Raw genomic sequence first — 20,007 nt, forward strand, 5'->3', positions numbered from 1 at the left:
TAGGTTGCTTTTATAAAGCTTATGCTTCCAATTGTTTGAACTAGATAATACAATGCAAGTAATATGCCTGCATCTGCCAGCCAAGCAAAAACTCAACTGATTCGACTATATCGCCGAGTGCCTAATTTTGCGGAGGCTGGTCTGGCGAATGTTGAGGCCAAGATTCGTTCAGTTATTTCTGATGATCCTGTGGCCATGGAGTGGTGTTACTATGTTGAGACGACAACCGTGCTCAATAAATCCGAGATTAAAAAACTTACTGAGTTGCTAGCAGAAACGTTTGATCCGCAGGGCTTTGGACCCAACTCGTTCTTGGCTCGTAATAATCCAGTTATAGAGGTTGGCTCACGTTTAAGTTTTGAAACGCCGTGGGCTTCAACTGCTCGCCAGATCTGCCATTCAGTTGGTCTAACAAAAGTTAATAAGATAGAGCGTTCTAGGCGCTTTGGCTTTGACAAAAGCACATCAAAAAGTAAGCTCAGCCAACTGGCTGATGTTTTGCATGATCGAATGACCGAGGCAATCTATGACAAACCGCCTCACAGCCTAACCTCGACCGCCCGGCCCGAGCCTGTTCATTCTGTGGCGGTAATGAAAGAGGGCATTAAGGCATTGCGTAGAGCCAATACGGAATTTGGTTTAGCCATGGACGAACACGACTTGCAGCGCTACTATGATTTATTTGTTAATCAACTTAAGCGAAACCCAACCGATGTTGAGCTTTTTCAGTTGGGCCAAGGTAACTCCGAACACAGTCGCCACGGGTTTTTTAAGGGCAAAATTGTACTTGATGGCAAGCAACTCAAAGATAATCTCATGGATGTAGTTAAAGCCCCATACAAATCAAATCCCAACAATTCTGTAATTGCGTTTCACGATGACAGTTCGGCGATCCGAGGCAAAAATATTGTAGCCGCTGTAGCTGAAGGCAAGGATTCTGCTGGCAAGCTTAAAACCGAAAAACGGTTGTATCACCCAACTCTAACTGCCGAGACTCATAACTTTCCAACTGGTATTGCGCCGTACCCGGGCGCTGCCACCGGTACCGGTGGTCGGATTCGTGATAACCAAGCGGTTGGTCGCGGCGGGCTGGTGGTTGCTAGTGGGGTTGGTTATTGTGTGGCCAACATGAATTTAGCTGGTTACGATTTGCCTTGGGAGCTCGATGGGCATTCGGCATCCAGCAATCAAGCGACACCATTCGAGATTCTTATAGAGGCCTCAAACGGTGCTTCGGATTACGGGAACTGTTTTGGTGAGCCGGTGATCTTAGGTCACTTGCGCAGTTTTGGCTTGCAAACACCCGGTGGCTACAGGGCCTGGTATAAGCCGATTTTGTACACCGAGGGAGTCGGCCAAATCGATGACCGCCATACCAAAAAAGGCGAACCAAGAAAGGGCATGTTGGTAGTTCAAATTGGCGGCCCAGCTTACCGCATTGGCATGGGCGGGGCGGCTGCTAGTTCGCTCATGAGTGGCGAAAATGTGGCCGACTTAGACTTTAATGCTGTGCAGCGCGGCGCACCCGAGATGGAGCAAAGACTGAATAGGGTTGTTCGAGCTTGTGTGGAGCTGGGCGATAGTAATCCAATAATATCGGCTCACGATCTAGGTGCTGGTGGCGATTCAAATGCCCTGCCCGAAATCGTGCATCCGACGGGCGGACGCATAAATCTGCGTGCAATTCCGTCTGGTGATGCTAGTCTTTCGGTATTGGAACTGTGGGGTAATGAGTCGCAAGAGCGCAATGTATTTTTGGTGAGACCATCAAGCCTCAAAACACTGGGGGGAATTTGCAGCCGCGAAAACGCACCCTTGGCTGTGGTTGGCGAGGTTACGGGCGATGGTAACTTGGTGGTTTTTGATGAGAAAGATAGTTCGACCCCGATTAACTTACCACTTGAGCCAATATTGGGTGAGGTAGAACCGCGCACTCTGGAGCTAAAAACCCAAGCTATAAAACTAAAGCCTATTCGTTTGTCCAAAGGGATTAGTGTCGAAGATGCCCTAGAAAGAGTATTGCGATTACCATCGGTCGCCTCCAAGAGTTGGCTGGTGCGCAAGGTCGACCGCAGTGTTACTGGCTTGGTTGCGCAACAGCAGGGTGTGGGTCCCTATAACTTGCCGCTAAGTAACTATGGGGTTGTTGCTCATAGCTTGTTTGATAAGTCGGGCACCGCTTTGAGCGAAGGTGAGCGGCCAACCATTGGGCTAATTTCACCAGGCGCGCAAGCACGCATGTCGGTAGCCGAAGCCCTGACCAACATTATGGGTGCGGCTATTACTAAGCTCGAGGATATCCGCGCTAGTGCTAATTGGATGTGGGCTGCTAAGCTTTCGGGTGAGGGGGCTCGACTGCACGAAGCTGCAACTGCTATGAGTAGTATTATGATCAAGCTTGGCATAGCTGTAGATGGTGGCAAAGATAGTTTATCGATGGCCAGCAAAGATGGTAGTAAGTTTGTGAAAGCGCCAGGCCAATTGGTGGTTGCGGCTTATGCCGTGATGCCCGATATTACTAAAAAAGTTACCCCAGAGTTTAAAAAGCCTGGCAACACGCTCTTATATATAGACCTCGCCAAAGGCAAAGCCCGTTTGGGCGGGTCTGCCCTGGCTCAAGTTTACGGTCAGTTAGGCGATGGTGCTCCCGACGTTGAAGATGTGACCATGCTAGCTAGATGCTTCAATGCCATCCAGGAATTAGTAAGACTAGATCTAATCTGTTCTTTGCACGATCGTAGCGATGGCGGTCTTATAAGCAGTCTAATTGAGATGTCAGTGGTTGGTGGCTTTGGTGCAAGAATTAATATAAACGGCCAACAAGATGAGTTAGCGGCTATGTTTAACGAAGAGCTTGGCCTGGTGTTGGAGTGCGCCGACAAGGAGAAAGTTGATAGAATCCTCAAACAATACAATATGCGTGCTGTGGAAATCGGCACCGTTGCTAACGCAGTCGATAACTTAGCCGTTAGCTACAATGGCCAACCAGTTCTTAATAAAAAAGTAGCAGCCTTAAGACATGCCTGGGACGAGACTAGCACCAAACTCGATGCCTTGCAAACTAACCCGACCTGTGTGGCCGAAGAAGCTAATGTGGTGAACAATCTAACATCTGTTCCGAACTACAAGCTAAGCTTTGTACCCCAAAAAACTGACTTAAACATCATGAAGGCTCGTTATAAACCCAAAGTAGCCATCTTGCGCGAAGAGGGTACCAATGGTGATCGCGAAATGGCAGCTAGTTTTATGGCGGCTGGCTTTGAGGCCTGGGACGTTGCCATGCATGATTTGCTAAATGGCTCGGCCAAACTAGCCGACTTTCGTGGTGTGGCCTTTGCGGGTGGCTTTAGCTTTGGCGATGTGCTCGATTCAGCTCGGGGTTGGGCAAGCGTAATCAACTTTAATCCAAAACTAGCCAAGCAATTTAACGATTTCTACAATCGCCAGGATAGTTTTTCACTGGGCGTCTGCAACGGTGCTCAGCTTATGGCCTTACTTGGCTGGGTGCCAGGCGACGACTTAGCAGACCCACAAAAACCGCGCTTTAGCCACAATCAATCGGGCAGGTTTGAATCGCGTTTTACTACCGTTGAGATACTTCATAGCCCAAGTATTATGCTAAAAGAGATGGCTGGCACACGTATGGGCGTGTGGGTAGCGCATGGCGAGGGTCGCTTACATGTGCCAGACGAAGGCGTTATGCAGACCGTCTTAAATAATCAACTAGCCCCAATCCGCTTTGTTGATTACAGCGGCAAGCCAACCACCAAGTATCCATTTAACCCAAATGGCAGCCCAGGCGGCATTACAGCGCTGTGCTCGGCCGATGGGCGGCACTTAGCTATGATGCCTCACCCCGAGCGATTGGCAAACGCTCTTTGGCAATGGCCTTGGTTGCCCGAAGATTGGAAGAGCCTTAAAGCCAGCCCATGGTTACGCATGTTTCAAAACGCTCGCGATTGGTGCGAGGAAAGCAAATAATATCCATAAAAACTCTTGCCAAGCATAAGCTAGTTTGCGATCATAGTATGCAGTATGCAACATGTAATATCGATCAAGCAATTTAGTGATACAAAAAAGCTTGATGGTATTTTTTCTCTCGCGGCGGAATTTCAAAACACCGAACCACATAGATACCCGCAATCATTGCAAAACAAAATAGTTGCCAACCTATTCTACGAGCCCAGTACACGGACTCGTTTTTCGTTTGAGACGGCTGCGTTGAATTTGGGTGGGCGAGTAATCTCGACCGAAAACGGCAGCGAATACAGCAGCACTAAAAAAGGTGAATCGCTCGAGGACACAATTCGTACCATCAATCAGTACGCCGATGTTATTGTTATGCGCCACCCAATGGTGGGTTCGGCCAAGTTGGCAGCTGATCACTCAAGGGTGCCGATAATCAATGCTGGTGATGGTGGGGGCGAACATCCCACCCAAGGCTTGCTTGATCTCTTTACCATCCGCCAAGCAAAAGGCAAGATTGATGGGCTCAAGGTGGTTGCTGTTGGCGATACTCTGCACAGCCGCACTATTCACTCGCTTATAGACATGCTTAAGTTGTACAATACAGAGCTGTATTTGGTTGCGCCCAAAGAACTTCAAATGTCTAAACAAGAGCTCGAACCATACTTGGGTAGATCCAAGATTACTCAACTTGATAGCTACGATGATGTCTTAAATGGGGCCGATGTTATGTATGTTAATCGTGTTCAAGAAGAGCGTTTTGCCGATAGGGCAGAGTTTGAACGTTTGCGCTCGAGTTTTTGCGTGACTAACGATACGCTCAAGCGCATGAAAGATGATGCGGTTATTATGAACCCACTGCCAAGAGTTAACGAAATCCACCCAGAGGTTGATAACGACCCACGGGCGATTTATTTTGAACAAGCCCGAAACGGCGTATACATAAGAATGGCCCTACTCGACATGCTCATGACACCTGAAGTGCCGAGCAAGTTGCGAGTGTCTGGCTTACAAACAGCTTAGTTACTTAACTTGCTGTGCCAAGAAGTCTTTTACTTTGGCGTACATCTCGTCGTCGATAGCGTTTTCACGATGTAGGGTATCTATAACTTCTGGTACGGTTAAGGCCGCATGCAAAGCATAGCCTTTTTTGGCAAGTTTTTCTTTGGCGCCCTTTTGGTAGTCTAGCAGTACGACTGTGTCGGTAACTTTCAGGCCAGCTTTCTCGAATGGGGCAATAACCTCGAACTTAGAATCACCATTCGTTACCAAATCATCTACAACCACTATTGTTTCACCTGTCTGGTGTCCGCCCTCTATCATCTTGTTGGTGCCATAACCCTTAGCCTCTTTGCGGGTGTATATCCATGGTTCACCATTCTCGGCAGAAATAGCCGCAACAATCGGCATAGCTGCATAAGGTACGGCGGCCATGCGGTCGAACTTGAGCCTATTGAGCATGCCCGTGTAGGCCTTTGCTACGCGGCTCATAGTGCCAGGGTTTGCTACTAACATACGAAGGTCTATATACATTGGTGAGACTATACCAGACTTAAACGTAAACTCGCCAAACTTTACAATGCCGTTGGTGTGCAAATCCATTACGAGCTCGGTAAATCTATATTTATTAATCTCTTCGCGCAAAGCATCGGTTTTAGCTCTAGCGGTTTTGGCAAAGTCCTCGCCGTTGCTTGCAAAAATAATGTCACGAGCCGAGTTTACAATTATGCCATCGCCATAGGCATTTACACCGGCTCGCACCATGGCCTGAATATCGCCGCCCTGAGCGCCAATGCCGGGCACCAAGAAGGTGTAGTCATCGCCCATGATGGCGCGAATGTCTTTGAGCTCTTCGGGATAGGTGGCGCCAGTTACAAGCAGGCAGTTTTTGTTGGTATCCCATTCATCACGAACTGTTTCAGCAACAATCTGATAAACTTTTTTGCCATTAACGTCGATATCTTGGAGTTCGCCAGAGCCAGGATTGGAGGTTTTGCAAAGTACGATTATACCCTTATCTTTGCAGGCCAAAAAAGGCTCCAGGGCTTCGCCACCTAAATAGGGTTGAACGGTTACGGCATCGAGGTCTAAATACTCAAACAGGAACTTAACATAGCCATTGTTGGTGTTGCCTATGTCGGCTCGCTTGGCGTCGAGTATTACTGGGACGTTTGGATATTTGTCGTGAATGTAAGCAACAGTTTTACGGAGTTGTTCAATGCCACTGGCACCCTCGGCTTCATAAAAGGCTGAGTTAGGCTTATAGGCACAAACCAAGCCGGCTGTGGCATCTACAATTGCCTTGTTGAATTCATACTGTGGCTCTTTGAGCTTTTGAAACTTGGCTGGTAGCTTGGCAACTTCACTATCTAAACCCACACAAACCAATGAATTGTTTTTAGCAACACTTTGGTTTAATCGGGTTTTAAAACTCATGCTTATAGAGTAGTATAAGCATGAGTAGGAGGGCAAGCATGAGCGCTTTAGAAAATTCAAAAAACAGTGCAGTTAAGGTGAAGGTTCATAAATCTTTTTACGACCCGGCCAAAACGTTCGACGACAATTTTGACTTCGGGCCGTTCGCAACTGGCGAGCACGACAAGCCATACAAAAATAGCGGTAGGCCACAACACAAGGTGTTGGGCAAAAAAGTTCACTCACCATTTGGCATGCCGGCTGGGCCATTGCCCAACAGCAAGTTCGTTAAGTATGCTTTCGATCGTGGTTTCGATGTAATTTGTTACAAAACACAGCGCAGTGTTCCATTTGCTTGCAACGAATTCCCTAATGTTTTGTATCTAGATGTTGATGGCGATCTTACACTCGAGAAGGCCGCTGAACCGATTGTAGGCAAGCAAGAGACCGATCGCGAACCTCACCAGTTAACCATCACCAACTCATTTGGCAATCCTAGTCGCGGTCCAGAATTTTGGGTTGATGACCTGCGCCAAGCCGTTAAACATCAAGGCGAAGGCCAGCTGCTAATAATGAGCGTAGTTGGCAGCATTAAAGACGGATTTAGCGAAGAGGATTACTGGGATGACTTTGCACACACTGCTGAGCTAGCAGCTAGCTCTGGCGTAGAGGCAATCGAGCTCAACCTAAGCTGCCCGAATGTGGCTACCGAAGGTGTAATCTGCTACACACCACAAGCAGTAATAGAAATATCACGCCGCACCAAAGAGAAGGTCGGCAACATCCCGGTAATTGCTAAGTTTGGTTACTTTAGTGCCGATCAACAAGAGTTGCTAGAGGATATTGTAGCCAAGAGCTCACCGTACCTAGCGGCTTACTCGGCGATTAATACCATCGCTGCTCCGGTGGTTGATGAGTACGGCCAACAGGCTTTGCCGGGCGAAGGGAGATTGAAGAGTGGTAGCTGTGGTGCGGGTGTAAAATGGGCCGGGCTAGACATGGCCAAGCGGCTAGATGGAATTCGCCGCAAGAACAATTACGACTACGAAATTATTGGCGTGGGCGGGGTAATGAGTGCCGACGACTACCAAGCTTACCGCCAAGCCGGGGCCGATATTGTACAATCCGCCACAGGTGCAATGTGGAACCCACAGTTAGCGGGCCAAGTTAAAGAGACTATTTAGTGAAGCATGTAGTTACTGTAATCCCAGGTGATGGGATTGGGCCAGAAGTAGTTAACGCAACTACTAAGGTTTTAGATTCTATGGGGCTAGACTTTGAATGGGAAAAGGTAGAGCTTAATTCAGAAATTATGCAGTCAACCCCGAGCTCGATTCCTCAAAATATCTGCAACTTGATTAAGAAGAACAAAATTGCAGTTAAAGGACCAATATCAACGCCTGTTGGTGAGGGGTTCACTTCGCCAAATGTTCTTATCCGCCAACAATTAGGTCTTTATGCGAGTGTCAGACCAGCCAAATCGATAGGTAAATTTGCTTCTACTAAGAAACCGCTAGACATAGTAACTGTCCGGGAAAATACAGAGGATGTTTATGTAGCAAGAGAGAGGGGTGATAGTGAAGAGGTTATCGCTGAGAAGGTTATCACAAGACTAGCATCTGAACGGATTGCTAAATATGCATTCGACTTAGCAATTAAGATGGGTCGTAAAAAAGTTACCGCTCTGCATAAAGCAGATATTCTAAAAAAATCTGATGGCCTATTCATAAGCTGTTGTAGAGAAGTCTCAAAAAACTATTCCAAGGTAGTGTACGCCGAGGCAATTGTAGATAGTGCTTGCATGCAATTAGTTTTAGACCCGAAAGAATTTGACGTAATTGTTGCACCAAACATGTATGGGGATATAGTCTCTGATATTGCTGCAGGTATTGTTGGCGGGTTGGGGCTAGTTGGCTCGGCAAACATGGGCGATGATTTAGCTGTTTACGAAGCGGTTCATGGCAGTGCGCCCAATATTGCAGGAAAGAACATTGCAAATCCAACCGGCCTGTTGGAAGCTTGCGTAATGATGCTATATAACATAAAGGAACCTCAAGCGGCCGAAAGCTTAAGAGCTGCAATTGATAAGACCCTAGAGCAAGGAGCAGTACTGACACCAGATCTTGGCGGTAATGCTAGCACAACTGATTTTCGAGATGCTATAATTGCTAACCTATGAAAAAAGAACGTTCGTGTAACTATGCTTTTGATTTTGATGGGGTAATTGCCAAATACGACGGCTTTAAGGGTAAAGATGTTGCCGGTGAGCCGGTGCCTGAAGTTGTGGAGGCTATTCGTGAGCTCAAAAAACGCGGTCACAAAATAATTGTGTATGGTAGCACCCGCGATAATGACTTTCTAAAGTCTTATTGCGAGCAGCACGACATTCCGGTCGACTACTTCAACGAAAACCCCGAAGTTCCAAATAGTGATGGTCGCAAACCGGTGGCCAGGGTTTATATAGATGATCGTGGCCTAACATACAAAGGCCAATCTGTTCAAGAACTAGTAGAAGAAATCGAAAATTTTGAGCCTTATTGGAAAAACAATAAACAATAGCACCCTCGGTTCATGTTTGGTATTATTGATTTATGAAAGCGGCGATAGGGCATATTGGTATAAATCTTTCCAACTCAAACGAGTCTTTTAAGTTTTGGAAAGAATTGCTCGGATATCTTGGCTTCAAAGTAATACCCGATGGCGACGATCACTTTGATGCAATTGATGGTCGAAGCTATCTATGTGTGTCAGTTACCGATTCTAAGTACAAAAAGAATTCTTTTCATCGTAAGCAAACTGGACTTAATCATATTGCCCTCAGGGTTGATTCTGCCGAATATGTTGATGAGTTTGTGCAAGGATTTTTAGAGCCCCACAACATTAAGCCTTTGTATGGAGGGGCCAAGGCCTACCCCGAATATGTTGATGGCTATTACGCTGTTTATTTTGAAGACCCTGACCGCATTAAGATTGAAGTTGTTTGCGACCCAACCGACTAGCTAATAACCTTGCCGCTGCCTTTTTTAGCTAAGACTTTGCCGTCTTTGTAGACGGTATTGCCGCGTAAGTCTACTTGCTTAACTTTGCCCACAACTTTGCGGCCAGCAAACGGGCTCCAGCCAGCTTTGGTCTTAAGGTCTTTTTCGTCAACTTCGTACTCCCTCATCTCCACAACAATCTTGGTTTTGGGGTCGGTCTTAACATTAAAGATCTTGGCTGGGTTAGTGTGGAGCTTGTCGACAATTTGCTTACGGGTTAAACGACCTTCTTTTTCGGCCGTCAGCAACATTGCTAGAGTTGTCTCTAGCCCTGGCACGCCGAAAGCGGGTGGATCGGCCTCTTTTTCCTCGCGCGTATGCGGGGCGTGGTCGCTTTCTATAACATCTATATAGTCCATATGATCCCACAAGTACTTCTGATCTTTGGCGCTCTTGAGCGACGGCTTCATCATGGCGTAGCCGTGCATAGTTTTCACCTTATCCTCCGTCATAAATAAGTGATGGGGCGTAACGCCGCAAAATACCGGCAGGCCGTCGTCTTTGGCCTTAACCACAAAACCCAACTCCTCCTCGCTACTGGCGTGGGCCACGTAGGTGGTTTTGCGGGTTTTACGCACGGCATCGTCTACCAAATGGATCACGTCGTCTTCGGCATGCAGCAAAATTGGCTTATCACTTGGCCAAGCCTCGTAAATGTCGATTAACTTTTCTTTGTCGACAATGAAGTTGCCGGTAGTTACGTTCATATAAACTTTAAGGCCGGCAACTTTGTCGATAACTTTACTGAACTCGTCGAAATTATCGCCCAAAGTACCAAAATGAATGCCAAGATCGCACACAATTTTGCCCTTAGCACTGGCAATCTTGCGCTCTAGCCGCTCCAGTGTAGTAATTGGTTCGGCGTTGTTGGGCATGTCCATAATCGTAGTAAAACCACCAGCCAGGGCTGCCGTAGTGCCTGTATAAAAATCTTCTTTGTAGGTTTGGCCAGGATCGCGCAAATGCACATGCGGATCAATTAGGCCTGGTAAAGTTATTGTGCTTGCCACAAACACCTCCTCTTTATAAATTTAACTATAACATAGCTCGTAAAACTAGGCCTTTGACAAATGCCAAAGCTTGCGTCCATAATGGTGTATGGAAAAGCAATTGCAGCAAGCTCTGACGTTCGACGATGTGCTTTTGAAGCCCGGTTACGCCGGGTTTTTGCGTTCTAGTATCTCGACACGCACCAGGCTAACCAAAAACATTACGCTCAAAATCCCACTGGTGTCGGCGCCTATGGATACTGTTACCGAAGCCAAGTTGGCCATAGCCCTAGCCAAAGTTGGCGGCATTGGCTTTATCCATAGAAACCTAACTATTGAAGATCAGGCCAAGCAAGTTACACAAGTTAAGAAGCAAGACTTGTTGGTGGGTGCGGCAGTTGGCTCGAGCCCTGGCTACGAAAAACGGGTGGAGGCCTTGGCAAGGGCTGGTGTGGATGTGGTTTTGGTAGACTCAGCCCACGGCTACGCCAAACAAGTTATTAATACCATTAAAGCGATTCGCAAAAAGTACCCAAGGGTAGATTTGATTGGCGGCAACGTTGCCAGCTACGACGGTGCCAAAGCACTAATAGACGCTGGCGTGGATGGGCTGCGGGTCGGCATGGGGCCTGGTGCGATTTGTTCAACTAGAATTGTGTCGGGCATGGGTGTGCCGCAAATTACAGCTATTACCGAGACCACCCGAGCTGCCAAGCGCCGCAACATACCAGTGATTGCCGACGGCGGCATTAACTACAGCGGCGATGTTACCAAGTCATTAGCGGCCGGGGCTAGCACCGTTATGCTGGGCCGGCTGTTTGCGGCCTGCCAAGAATCAGCTAGTGAGACGGTAACACTCACTCGCAACCAAGTGCCGAGTCGATTCCAAAGCATTATCAATGGTGCCAAAACCTATAAGTTTAAAAAGTATCGCGGTATGGGCTCGGTAGGGGCAATGAAGAAGGGGTTATCGATAAGCTCCGAAGACGAGTTTCATGGCAAAAGCTACAAAGACGAGCAGTTGATAGCCGAGGGCGTAGAGGGTATGGTGCCCATGGATGGCTCTGTGGCTGCCAGTGCTGGCGAACTAGTGGGCGGCCTGACCTCGGGCATGTACTATGTCGGCGCTAAGTCGGTTGCCGAGCTACACAAGGTCGCACAGTTTATGCAAATATCACAATCTTCACTCAAAGAATCCCACCCGCACGATCTGTTTATAACCAACTCCGGTTCTAGATATATATGAGGGGTATTGAAAACCGGGATGGTGAAATTATAAAGGCAGGCTGTGTCGTAGTCCACGACAAAAAAGTTCTATTAGTGACCGATAAAGATCAAAAAATATGGTCATTTCCCAAAGGACATGTAGAGGCAGGTGAGTCGCTTGAACAAGCAGCCACAAGAGAAACCTTAGAAGAGACGGGCTGCAAAGTAGAAATTAAAAAACGTCTAATCCCAGACGTTACATATACAAGCAAGGAGCTACAAAAGCCGGTAAGACTAACCTTGTTTTTAGCTGGTTTGCTTACCTCCGGCCTAGACGCCGAAGAAAAATCTTCGTGGGTGGATTTGGAGCGGGCAAGAGAAATAATCTATCCTAATCTCAGGTTGTACATCTAGGGCTCAATAAGGTCAGAAATCTTTTTAATGTTAAGCATCAGACCTTTACCGTTACCGTATTGAATCACACCCTTGCGACGCAGTTTGCCCATTGTGCCACTTACCGTTTCGCGAGTTAGCCCTACAAAATCGGCAAACTCTTGCTGACTCAGTGGTATGTCAACCGTTACTCGCTCCGGGTTGCGCCGGTCGCCAAAGCGACGCGAAAGAAAGTCGAGTGAATAGATTATTTTGTCTTCGGCCTTAAGTTGTTCCAGGCCATTGACCCGCCTGGCAAAATCTAAGTAACGTTCGGCCATTATGGTTAGGAAGTGAAAAGCAACTTTGGGTTCTGAAAGCATAAACTTTTGAAAATCCACCAGTGGCACCAGCGCCAGCTTGCAATCGGTATAGGCCTCGTAGTAGTAGAGCGCATGATCGGCCTTAGTATAGATGTAACTAACCGGAATGGCTTCGCCAGGGGTGTCGTAGATTACAGTTTTTTGCTCGCCCTCTTTATTAATGTCATAGGCTTTGACAATGCCGGTTTGAATTATGTAGACATTAACAACATCATCGCCCTGGTGCAAGATCACCTCGCCAGCAGTGAAGTCTTTGGTTGGAAAACTGGCAACGAACTTATCTAGTTTTCTATGTGGCAAAGTCTAGCCTCATATAAGCACTATACACCCCCGTTGTTTAAAATAAAGGGCTCATTTGTGAGAAATTTCGCAGCTGCAGAAAATCTCTAGAATTACACTACGAAAGCAACCTAAATAAAAGGAGGCAAGTATGAAAAAAAGAGACCGATATCTAAAAAAAATACCAAAAGCCCTAACCTATGATCCAGGTAAAATTGACGACCTTTTTGATAAAATGGCCAGTAAATGGGCAATGCGAGCTGAACGCCGCATGAAACCATATTATAGACACAGCAGCAAGTTTACGGCTGCCACAACCCACTAGCACACCCTAGTCCGGAACTAGTAAACAACTCCTTACAACAAAACACTTCACTTCCACCGATCCCCGGCAGTTGGTCGCCCTCGCTTGCGACCTTAAACGCCGGGGTTTGGTGTTATAATCAGCGGTATGAGCAAAGAAAAAGCATTTCGAATTGGTACTGGCGCAATTATTTTTAAAAACGGCGAGATCTTGCTCGGGCTACGCGGACCAAAAGCTCGTGATCAGCATTACAAGTGGGAGCTGTTGGGCGGTTTGCTCAAATCTGGCGAAACTCCACAAGAAGCCATAAAACGTGAGGTTAAGGAAGAAGCTGGGATTAAGATTGAGCCAATCGACGTTATTGGCACCAATGTGCGTGATAGTGCCGATGGCAAAGAGCAATGGGTGGGCCTAACTTTTTGGGCCAAGCACGTTTCGGGCGAGCCCAAGCGAACCGAGCTTGACAGAGTAATCGATCATAAATGGCTAGCGCTAGATGAGGCGCTCAATGAAGACCTTACACCCATGACACGTTATCAACTCGAGCAGTATCAGGCGTGGCTTACGCGTAATAAATAGGGTAATAAGTTGTGTTTTGGCTCCTAACCAATTATATTTATAAACATAAGCATTAAATTAAAATCATAAGGAGTCATAGCAAAAATGACTGATTACGGAACAACGACTTACTCCACGACTGGCAATCCAGCTGCCGTCGGGGCGTTTTTGAGTGCCTACCTGGTATTCATATTGATCCTACTGGTGGTAGGGATTATCCCAGTTTGGATGGTTTACAAAAAAGCTGGCAAACCAGGTTGGGCGGCGATTATTCCAATCTATAACTTCTATATATTGCTAGACATCGTTGGTCGACCAGTATGGTGGTTAGTGTTCTTACTACTGCCAGTAGTGCCATTTGTGGGTCCATTGGCTTTCTTGATCGTCTGGATCATAGTTATGCTCGATCTGGCCAAACGGTTCAACAAGAGTACGGTATTTGCCGTGGTGGGATTGGTTATATTCCACATTATTGGCATGTACATGCTGGCCTTTGGCGATGCCAAGTACAAGGCAGTTGGTTCCAAAAAATAGCCGGTCAAAGCCTGCTAATAAGAAGACCCGTAAAAGGGTCTTCTTAGGCGTTGTTAATTGTAGTAAAAAAAGCTATACTTTGGCTTAAGCGTAATGAAACGTGGTGGAAGATCAAACACAAACATTAGATACATCACTGGGTAGGCGCATCAACTGGTTGAGGGTGCTGGCCGATCTTTTGATTATAACTACGCTTTTGGGCGTAATTGCCATTATTTTAATGCTTTGGCGAATCAACAACCTGCCAAGCCAAACCAGTAATGTATCTACCACGACACCTGTAGCCAACGGTTCAATCACCAGTGCAAAACTCGCAGCCGGCTCGGTTGGCCTGGATCAGCTTTCGCCCGATATTGCCAGCTTTCTGCAAAATGCTTTGCAAAACCCTGGTGGTTCAGCAACAAATATAGTGGGCGCCTGTACCTACTTCGTGGTTTGCAACACGCCGATAGTTGAGCAGGCCAATATGGCCATTCAATCGGTTAATCCATACTTTGTGGGTGCCCAAATCCGAGGCGCCAAAGGCCAAGTTAATGACATATTACAGGTTCAAAACTCCAGCGGATATCCCCTGGTGAATGTTAATGCCAATGGTCAGGTGGGTATAAACTACCCTCTGCCACAAACAACTTTGGCGGTAAATGGCACTGCTCAATTCGTAGGCCACACGGCTACTGGCAATGCCTCGGCCATCGACAACCCAAGTATTCTAACACCGCTTACCGGTACACCAGTAATTCGTGTACAGGGCGTTCAGGAGAGGGTAAGTAGTCTAACACCTGGTTATAACTTTTATACCGGCGCCTCGTCGGAATACTTCGTAGACTTAGGCCAGTCTGCCACGTCTCAATATTTTACTGGTGGCTACCAAGCGGGCGAGATCGTGAGTGGCAACCCTCAAAATTACCTAGCGCTGGCAGGTAATGCCGGCCTGGCCGTACATGAGGGCACTGGCAATATTGGGCTCATGGGCGGTGTTATGGGCTATGCTTATAACAACTCGAGTGGAACGATCAACGCTGCGGCCGGTACTTTTGGATATCTCAAGAACAACGATAACGGCACTATTAGTACCGGCAATGGTGCGGCTGGGTTAGTTGAAAACAATGGTGGTGGCACTATTGATGTTGCAAACGGACTATCTGGCGTAATCTATAATGGCGGATTGCTTGGCAGCGGCACCGGCAATATGGGCAATGCTAATGGGGTTACGGCGGGAGTATTTAACAAAGGCAGTGGTAATATTAGTAATGTTTCGGTAGTGGATATTCAGCGCGTCACCAACACTGGTAGTGGCTCTATCGCAGCCGTTCACGGTCTGTATGTTGCCGATCAGAGTGGAGTGGCGACTACCAGTGAAAGTTATAATATCTATTCACGCGGCCAAGCTAGCAAAAATGTGCTTGACGGCGCGCTTTCGGTTGGCAATGACCCAACTGTGTTTGGAACTAACTCTAGACTGATGGTTAATCACAACACGTCTTTTGGCTGGCAGACGACCGACAACGCAGCAATTGCCCAAATTAATGTAACAGGTGCCAATACGGCTCTTGTGCTTCAGGGTTCGGCATTCTCAACCGGCGATCTTCAGCAATGGCAAAACTTTGCTGGCACGGTTTTAGGCAGGGTGACACAAAGCGGCGCCATGGCAATTGGTTCTAGTACCTCGCCCACTAACAAACTAACTGTTACCGACACCACCACCAACGTGGCTAAATTCAATGGTTCTGGTGGCACCCAGTGTACGGTCGTAACTGGTACTGGTTGGAGCTGTAGCTCCGATGAGTCACTCAAAACCAATATTCTAAACATTACCAACGGGCTAGACATTATCAACAAACTACAGGGCGTTACCTACAACTGGAAGGCTGACCCGAATGGCACTCAACAAGATGGCTTTATTGCCCAAGACATTCAAAAAGTGCTGCCTGAGCTAGTCACCACCGACTCAGATGGCAAACTGTCTCTCAACAAAGACGGCATTATGCCCTTTATAGTTGAGGCTGTTAAACAACAATCTGGCAACATCGACAAAGCCAATCAACAGCTGGCCGATCAGGGATTGCAGTTAGCCAACCTTACAGAAGAGCTGAAGGCTGTGAGCACAAAAGTAGGTGAGCAGGACAACGAAATTAACGATCTCAAAGCCAGAGTGCAGATTCTCGAGCAAAAACTCAATAGCAGCTCAAATCAAACACCCAACCCAACTCCATAATTGTTAGGTGTAAAAATTCTTCTACTCAAAGTCAGCTGCTTTGGCGTACAATAGAGTGCATGACCCAACACGACTTTAAAGCCGAATCACTAGCTCAAAGCAAAAAGCTTCATGGCAATATTGAGCTGAATACCAAGACGCCTATTAAGAATGAGCATGACTTAAGCGTGTTTTATACGCCCGGGATTGGGGCGGTCTCTTCGTTTCTAGCCAAGCACCCCGACCAAGCCAGTGAATACACCATTAAAAACAACACCGTGGCAGTGGTCTCTGATGGTTCGGCGGTATTGGGGCTTGGCAATATTGGCCCGTTTGGGGCATTGCCGGTTATGGAGGGCAAATCGGCTTTGTTCAAAGAGCTTGGCGACCTCGACGCTTTTCCAATCTGTTTGGACACTCAAGATGTCGATGAAATAGTGGCGGCCGTAAAGCACATTGCCCCAGTTTTTGCCGGCATTAACTTAGAAGACATTGCCGCGCCTAACTGCTTTGAAATAGAAAAGCGTTTGCAACAGGAGCTGGACATTCCTGTTATTCACGACGACCAGCACGCCACTGCGATTGTAGTGCTGGCTGGGCTCATAAATGCACTAAAAGTTACTAGTCGTGATACCAAAAGCTCCTCGGTAGTTTTGATTGGTGCGGGGGCGGCTGGTAACGGCGTGGCTAAGCTTTTGCTAGCCCATGGCTTTAAAGACATAGTTGCAGTAGACAGCAAGGGTATTGTCTCAAGCAATCGCCAAGACCTGGACCCTGAGAAGAAGAACTTAGCTTTGATAACCAACCCCCAGAACATAGACGGAGATTTAAGCAGAGCCGTTGAAGGGAGAGATGTTTTGATAGGATTGTCTGGCCGGCCAGACCTGGTGAGTGCAGAATTGGTGCGTAGCATGAAGCCCAACCCAATCGTATTTGCTCTGGGCAACCCCAATCCTGAGATATTGCCAGATGTTGCTACGGGCGCAGGGGCTGCGGTGGTTGCTACGGGTAGATCAGACTTTCCCAATCAGATCAACAATGCTTTAGTGTTTCCAGGCATGTTCAAAGGTGTAATTAAGGCTAGACTCAAGAGAATCGATGACGGGCATAAGCTTTTGGCGGCTCAAGCCTTGGCAGGTGTGGTGCAGGCTCCAACTCCAAATATGATTGTTCCAAGCGTGTTTGATAAGTTAGTGGTGCCAGCCATTGTAGCCAGTTTAGAGCAAAAACTTTAAAAAACCCCAGTTTAAAACTTGACATGTTCGTTCTGTGTTCGATATACTGTTAAGTGAAATTATCGTATTAATGGAGGGACGTTTCATGGGTAAGGTTCGCCAGGCGCTTACTAAAAAACAAAAGAAAACACTCGATTTTATATCTACATTTATAGAGCAAAAGGGCTATTCGCCCAGCTATCGTGAGATCGCCGAGGGTCTTAAGCTAAACTCTGTGGCTACAGTTGCTCAACATGTCGACACCTTGGTGGCCAAAGGCCTATTGGTAAAAGGCAATAATTCGGCTCGCTCGCTTATGCCGACCGACGAGGTGGAGACTCAGATAAACGAAAAAGGCATTCAGCTGCCCATCTTGGGCTTGATTGCGGCCGGAAGCCCCATCGAAACGCTCGAGGGCCACAAAGAAACATTGGAGGTGCCACCATTCATGGTCGGCAACAAAGACTCCTATGTGCTACAGGTAAAGGGCCAAAGTATGATCGAGGATGGCATTCACGAAGGCGACTTTGTGGTTGTGCAGGAGAAAGAAGTGCCCAGCAATGGCGATGTGGTGGTGGCTTTGGTAAACGGCTCAGAGGCTACGCTCAAGCGCTACTACAAAGAGGCTCGCCGTATTCGCTTGCAACCCGCCAACTCCAGCATGGAGCCAATCTATATAGAACCCGGCACTCAGCTCAAAATCCAGGGCGTAGTTATCGGCTTGATTCGTAAGTACTAAGTTCTAAAAACTATGGCAGATCCTCGAGAAAATAGCTTATTAAACATTCTTTTAGACAACTCTACTCTGAAATATGTGTTAGATAAAACCGCCGAACTTAACTTGCCCAATTGGTATCTTGCTGCAGGGTCAGTATCACAAACCTATTGGAACCATGTGCATGGTTTCGAACCTATGTATGGGATTAAAGATTTTGATTTGGTTTATTTTGACCCTGACATCTCATACCAAGCCGAGGATAAGTTTATTAAGCACGGAGACCAGCTTTTTTACTCCCTCCCAATCGAAGTCGAGATCCGAAATCAAGCTCGAGTTCACATTTGGTATCCTGATCACTTTGGCAAAAGCATCAACCCATATAGCTCGGTCGAAGATGGTATTTCGAGCTGGGGAACAACTTTAACTTGTATTGGAGTTCGCAAGGAAGGCAATAATTACAAAGTGTTTGCTGCATATGGATTAGAGGATTTATTTAGTTTAACCATCAGACCCAATAAAAGTGTTATGACAAAGGATATGTATTATAATAAAGCCGAACGATGGGTCGAGACTTGGCCTAAACTAATTACTTTGCCCTGGTGATTCTGGTTTACTCAAAATAGCAACCCTATATGTTATTGGGCTGCCCTCTGGCTGATAATCTTTAAGCGCGTACTTAAGGCCGCTCTGCTTAAGAGACGATAGAAACTTTTGTTCGTTGTAGGGAGCTTCTGGTTCATTGGGGACCTCAAACAGCGGGAAGAGATAAGCCTTACCGCCAGGCCGCAGAACCCGATTGGTTTCTTTAAGGAAAATATCATAATCACGAGGATCTAAGTAGCCAGGGGCCGACGCACTTGCCACTATTGTGTCAAAACTCTCTGCTTTAAATGGTAGTTCTTGTGCTAATCCAGCTACTGAGTTTTTTGTCCAGGGCAAATCACTGTGCCATGGAAATTCGTAATGTGAGCCTGTTTTAACTTGATTACGTTGGGATTGTTTAACCAGGTGGGGGTCAAGAGAAGTAACTTTTATGCCGTGTCGTGTAGCCTCTCTAGAAAATCTATCTAAATCTCCTGAGCCAAGATCTAAAACATCGCCCTTGAGATCATCAATCTTTATGTCTCCGTAATACATATATTCTTCAAGGCCCATATTGGAGTTGTTGAGTTTTGTGGCTTTATTTAGCCTTTCCCTGCCAGTTGGCTCCTTTGGTACGGATGAACGGAGCTGCTCACTCATTGCTACTCTAAAACCACAATCCAGCTAATTAGAATTTTGAATAAGTAGATATTTATTATTGAGCCGAATACTGCACCCACTAACGATAGCATCCCCATGAATGGATTACTGGTAATGGTGAGTACGAAGGTGGCAAACAGGCTAAGCCAAATGGGGTAGAAGAACTTTAATGTTAGCATGCCTAGTACCACAATGGCTGCTAGCAGCCCGGCCTGAACCATCGGTGCCTTAAGGCGTTTTTTGGCTTCGCCACGGTTCACGTACTCCTTTTCTACTACCACCTCGTTGCGGGCTTCGTTGTAAACCGAATATAGCGAGTAAATTACACTGTAGGCTATCAGACCCACACCAGCCCAAAACACTATCAAGGTGCCAAGATTTATGTAGGCGCTATTGGTAAACTTAGATATTTGCTCGGCAAAACTGTCTTGAACGGCCGTATCGGCCAATACCGTGCCCTGCGTGGCCTTAAGCAAAATGAGGTTGAAGTTGATGAGTAGGAATATGCCCGCATCGAGCAGCACAATCAGCCATATCTGGCCATGGGTGAGGCCAAAGATCTTGCGTAGGTTTTCTTTGGACAGCTGCATTTACT

20 protein-coding genes are annotated in these 20,007 nt (G+C 46.9%); 15 read left to right on the top strand and 5 right to left on the bottom strand.

Annotated elements, in window-relative coordinates; genetic code table 11:
* The first annotated feature begins 63 nt into the window (after positions 1–63).
* Both purL and pyrB read left to right on the top strand, forming a co-directional pair.
* The gene (gene purL / locus HYX70_04205) at positions 64–3,981 is read left to right on the top strand and encodes a phosphoribosylformylglycinamidine synthase (protein MBI2798466.1); all 3,918 of its coding nucleotides are present in this window, start codon (positions 64–66) and stop codon (positions 3,979–3,981) included.
* A 54-nt stretch (positions 3,982–4,035) separates the two neighbouring features.
* On the top strand, positions 4,036–4,989 hold the full coding sequence (pyrB, locus tag HYX70_04210) for an aspartate carbamoyltransferase (protein MBI2798467.1): 954 nt from the start codon (positions 4,036–4,038) through the stop codon (positions 4,987–4,989).
* Here pyrB and pyrF read toward each other — a convergent pair whose 3' ends face one another.
* A complete protein-coding gene (gene pyrF / locus HYX70_04215; GenBank protein MBI2798468.1) occupies positions 4,990–6,402 on the bottom strand; it encodes an orotidine-5'-phosphate decarboxylase in 1,413 nt (470 codons plus the stop codon).
* 38 nt (positions 6,403–6,440) lie between these two features.
* Here pyrF and HYX70_04220 point away from each other — a divergent pair, with 38 nt between their 5' ends.
* The 4 genes from HYX70_04220 to HYX70_04235 are packed head-to-tail and all read left to right on the top strand — an operon-like array spanning position 6,441 to position 9,380.
* On the top strand, positions 6,441–7,565 hold the full coding sequence (locus HYX70_04220; protein MBI2798469.1) for a diguanylate cyclase: 1,125 nt from the start codon (positions 6,441–6,443) through the stop codon (positions 7,563–7,565).
* Entirely contained in the window at positions 7,565–8,560 is a 996-nt protein-coding gene (locus HYX70_04225) for an NAD-dependent isocitrate dehydrogenase (GenBank protein MBI2798470.1), read from the top strand. The genes HYX70_04220 and HYX70_04225 overlap by 1 nt, the downstream gene beginning before the upstream one ends.
* Entirely contained in the window at positions 8,557–8,940 is a 384-nt protein-coding gene (locus HYX70_04230; protein ID MBI2798471.1) for a hypothetical protein, read from the top strand. The genes HYX70_04225 and HYX70_04230 overlap by 4 nt, the downstream gene beginning before the upstream one ends.
* A gap of 32 nt (positions 8,941–8,972) precedes the next feature.
* Positions 8,973–9,380, top strand: coding sequence for a VOC family protein (locus HYX70_04235; GenBank protein MBI2798472.1), 408 nt, complete (start codon positions 8,973–8,975; stop codon positions 9,378–9,380).
* Here the strand turns inward: HYX70_04235 and HYX70_04240 are convergent.
* Positions 9,377–10,429 (bottom strand): amidohydrolase family protein, encoded by a 1,053-nt coding sequence (locus HYX70_04240; GenBank protein MBI2798473.1) that lies wholly within the window; start codon positions 10,427–10,429, stop codon positions 9,377–9,379. The genes HYX70_04235 and HYX70_04240 overlap by 4 nt on opposite strands.
* Before the next feature lie 88 nt (positions 10,430–10,517).
* Here HYX70_04240 and HYX70_04245 point away from each other — a divergent pair, with 88 nt between their 5' ends.
* Positions 10,518–11,654 carry an IMP dehydrogenase gene (locus tag HYX70_04245; GenBank protein MBI2798474.1) on the top strand — a complete coding sequence of 379 codons (1,137 nt, stop codon included), beginning with the start codon at positions 10,518–10,520 and terminating at the stop codon, positions 11,652–11,654.
* A 74-nt stretch (positions 11,655–11,728) separates the two neighbouring features.
* Positions 11,729–12,028: an NUDIX domain-containing protein gene (locus HYX70_04250; GenBank protein MBI2798475.1), complete on the top strand. Its 300-nt coding sequence runs from the start codon at positions 11,729–11,731 to the stop codon at positions 12,026–12,028.
* Here HYX70_04250 and HYX70_04255 read toward each other — a convergent pair.
* Positions 12,025–12,669, bottom strand: a complete 645-nt coding sequence (locus HYX70_04255) for a Crp/Fnr family transcriptional regulator (GenBank protein ID MBI2798476.1) — start codon at positions 12,667–12,669, stop codon at positions 12,025–12,027. The two genes, HYX70_04250 and HYX70_04255, sit on opposite strands and share 4 nt — an antisense overlap.
* 130 nt (positions 12,670–12,799) lie before the next feature.
* On the opposite strand from HYX70_04255, the gene HYX70_04260 reads away from it, so the two are divergent.
* From HYX70_04260 to HYX70_04290, 7 genes are all read left to right on the top strand, one after another.
* On the top strand, positions 12,800–12,973 hold the full coding sequence (locus tag HYX70_04260) for a hypothetical protein (GenBank protein MBI2798477.1): 174 nt from the start codon (positions 12,800–12,802) through the stop codon (positions 12,971–12,973).
* A 126-nt stretch (positions 12,974–13,099) separates the two neighbouring features.
* Positions 13,100–13,531 carry an NUDIX hydrolase gene (locus HYX70_04265; protein MBI2798478.1) on the top strand — a complete coding sequence of 144 codons (432 nt, stop codon included), beginning with the start codon at positions 13,100–13,102 and terminating at the stop codon, positions 13,529–13,531.
* 147 nt (positions 13,532–13,678) lie between these two features.
* Positions 13,679–14,044 carry a signal peptidase I gene (locus HYX70_04270; GenBank protein ID MBI2798479.1) on the top strand — a complete coding sequence of 122 codons (366 nt, stop codon included), beginning with the start codon at positions 13,679–13,681 and terminating at the stop codon, positions 14,042–14,044.
* 103 nt (positions 14,045–14,147) lie between these two features.
* Entirely contained in the window at positions 14,148–16,259 is a 2,112-nt protein-coding gene (locus HYX70_04275; protein ID MBI2798480.1) for a tail fiber domain-containing protein, read from the top strand.
* A gap of 59 nt (positions 16,260–16,318) precedes the next feature.
* Positions 16,319–17,473 carry an NADP-dependent malic enzyme gene (locus tag HYX70_04280; protein MBI2798481.1) on the top strand — a complete coding sequence of 385 codons (1,155 nt, stop codon included), beginning with the start codon at positions 16,319–16,321 and terminating at the stop codon, positions 17,471–17,473.
* An 85-nt stretch (positions 17,474–17,558) separates the two neighbouring features.
* Positions 17,559–18,191, top strand: coding sequence for a transcriptional repressor LexA (lexA, locus tag HYX70_04285; GenBank protein ID MBI2798482.1), 633 nt, complete (start codon positions 17,559–17,561; stop codon positions 18,189–18,191).
* 12 nt (positions 18,192–18,203) lie between these two features.
* Positions 18,204–18,773: a nucleotidyltransferase family protein gene (locus HYX70_04290; protein ID MBI2798483.1), complete on the top strand. Its 570-nt coding sequence runs from the start codon at positions 18,204–18,206 to the stop codon at positions 18,771–18,773.
* Here the strand turns inward: HYX70_04290 and HYX70_04295 are convergent.
* Complete coding sequence (locus tag HYX70_04295; protein ID MBI2798484.1) at positions 18,753–19,412, bottom strand: class I SAM-dependent methyltransferase; 660 nt, start codon at positions 19,410–19,412, stop codon at positions 18,753–18,755. The genes HYX70_04290 and HYX70_04295 overlap by 21 nt on opposite strands.
* Positions 19,413–19,414: 2 nt before the next feature.
* A complete protein-coding gene (locus tag HYX70_04300; GenBank protein MBI2798485.1) occupies positions 19,415–20,002 on the bottom strand; it encodes a hypothetical protein in 588 nt (195 codons plus the stop codon).
* Between the last annotated feature and the right edge of the window lie 5 nt (positions 20,003–20,007).

The sequence above is a fragment of the Candidatus Saccharibacteria bacterium genome, assembly GCA_016191105.1.
GTDB lineage: Bacteria > Patescibacteriota > Saccharimonadia > CAILAD01 > BJGX01 > JACPPH01.

Excerpts from the sequence above, each read along its gene's own strand:
- purL (MBI2798466.1), top strand. The coding sequence starts at position 64 with ATGCCTGCATCTGCCAGCCAAGCAAAAACTCAACTGATTCGACTATAT.
- HYX70_04260 (MBI2798477.1), top strand. The coding sequence starts at position 12,800 with ATGAAAAAAAGAGACCGATATCTAAAAAAAATACCAAAAGCCCTAACC.
- HYX70_04220 (MBI2798469.1), top strand. The coding sequence starts at position 6,441 with ATGAGCGCTTTAGAAAATTCAAAAAACAGTGCAGTTAAGGTGAAGGTT.
- HYX70_04295 (MBI2798484.1), bottom strand. The coding sequence starts at position 19,412 with ATGAGTGAGCAGCTCCGTTCATCCGTACCAAAGGAGCCAACTGGCAGG.
- HYX70_04290 (MBI2798483.1), top strand. The coding sequence starts at position 18,204 with ATGGCAGATCCTCGAGAAAATAGCTTATTAAACATTCTTTTAGACAAC.
- HYX70_04265 (MBI2798478.1), top strand. The coding sequence starts at position 13,100 with ATGAGCAAAGAAAAAGCATTTCGAATTGGTACTGGCGCAATTATTTTT.
- pyrF (MBI2798468.1), bottom strand. The coding sequence starts at position 6,402 with ATGAGTTTTAAAACCCGATTAAACCAAAGTGTTGCTAAAAACAATTCA.
- HYX70_04230 (MBI2798471.1), top strand. The coding sequence starts at position 8,557 with ATGAAAAAAGAACGTTCGTGTAACTATGCTTTTGATTTTGATGGGGTA.
- lexA (MBI2798482.1), top strand. The coding sequence starts at position 17,559 with ATGGGTAAGGTTCGCCAGGCGCTTACTAAAAAACAAAAGAAAACACTC.
- HYX70_04235 (MBI2798472.1), top strand. The coding sequence starts at position 8,973 with ATGAAAGCGGCGATAGGGCATATTGGTATAAATCTTTCCAACTCAAAC.
- pyrB (MBI2798467.1), top strand. The coding sequence starts at position 4,036 with ATGCAACATGTAATATCGATCAAGCAATTTAGTGATACAAAAAAGCTT.
- HYX70_04280 (MBI2798481.1), top strand. The coding sequence starts at position 16,319 with ATGACCCAACACGACTTTAAAGCCGAATCACTAGCTCAAAGCAAAAAG.
- HYX70_04245 (MBI2798474.1), top strand. The coding sequence starts at position 10,518 with ATGGAAAAGCAATTGCAGCAAGCTCTGACGTTCGACGATGTGCTTTTG.
- HYX70_04300 (MBI2798485.1), bottom strand. The coding sequence starts at position 20,002 with ATGCAGCTGTCCAAAGAAAACCTACGCAAGATCTTTGGCCTCACCCAT.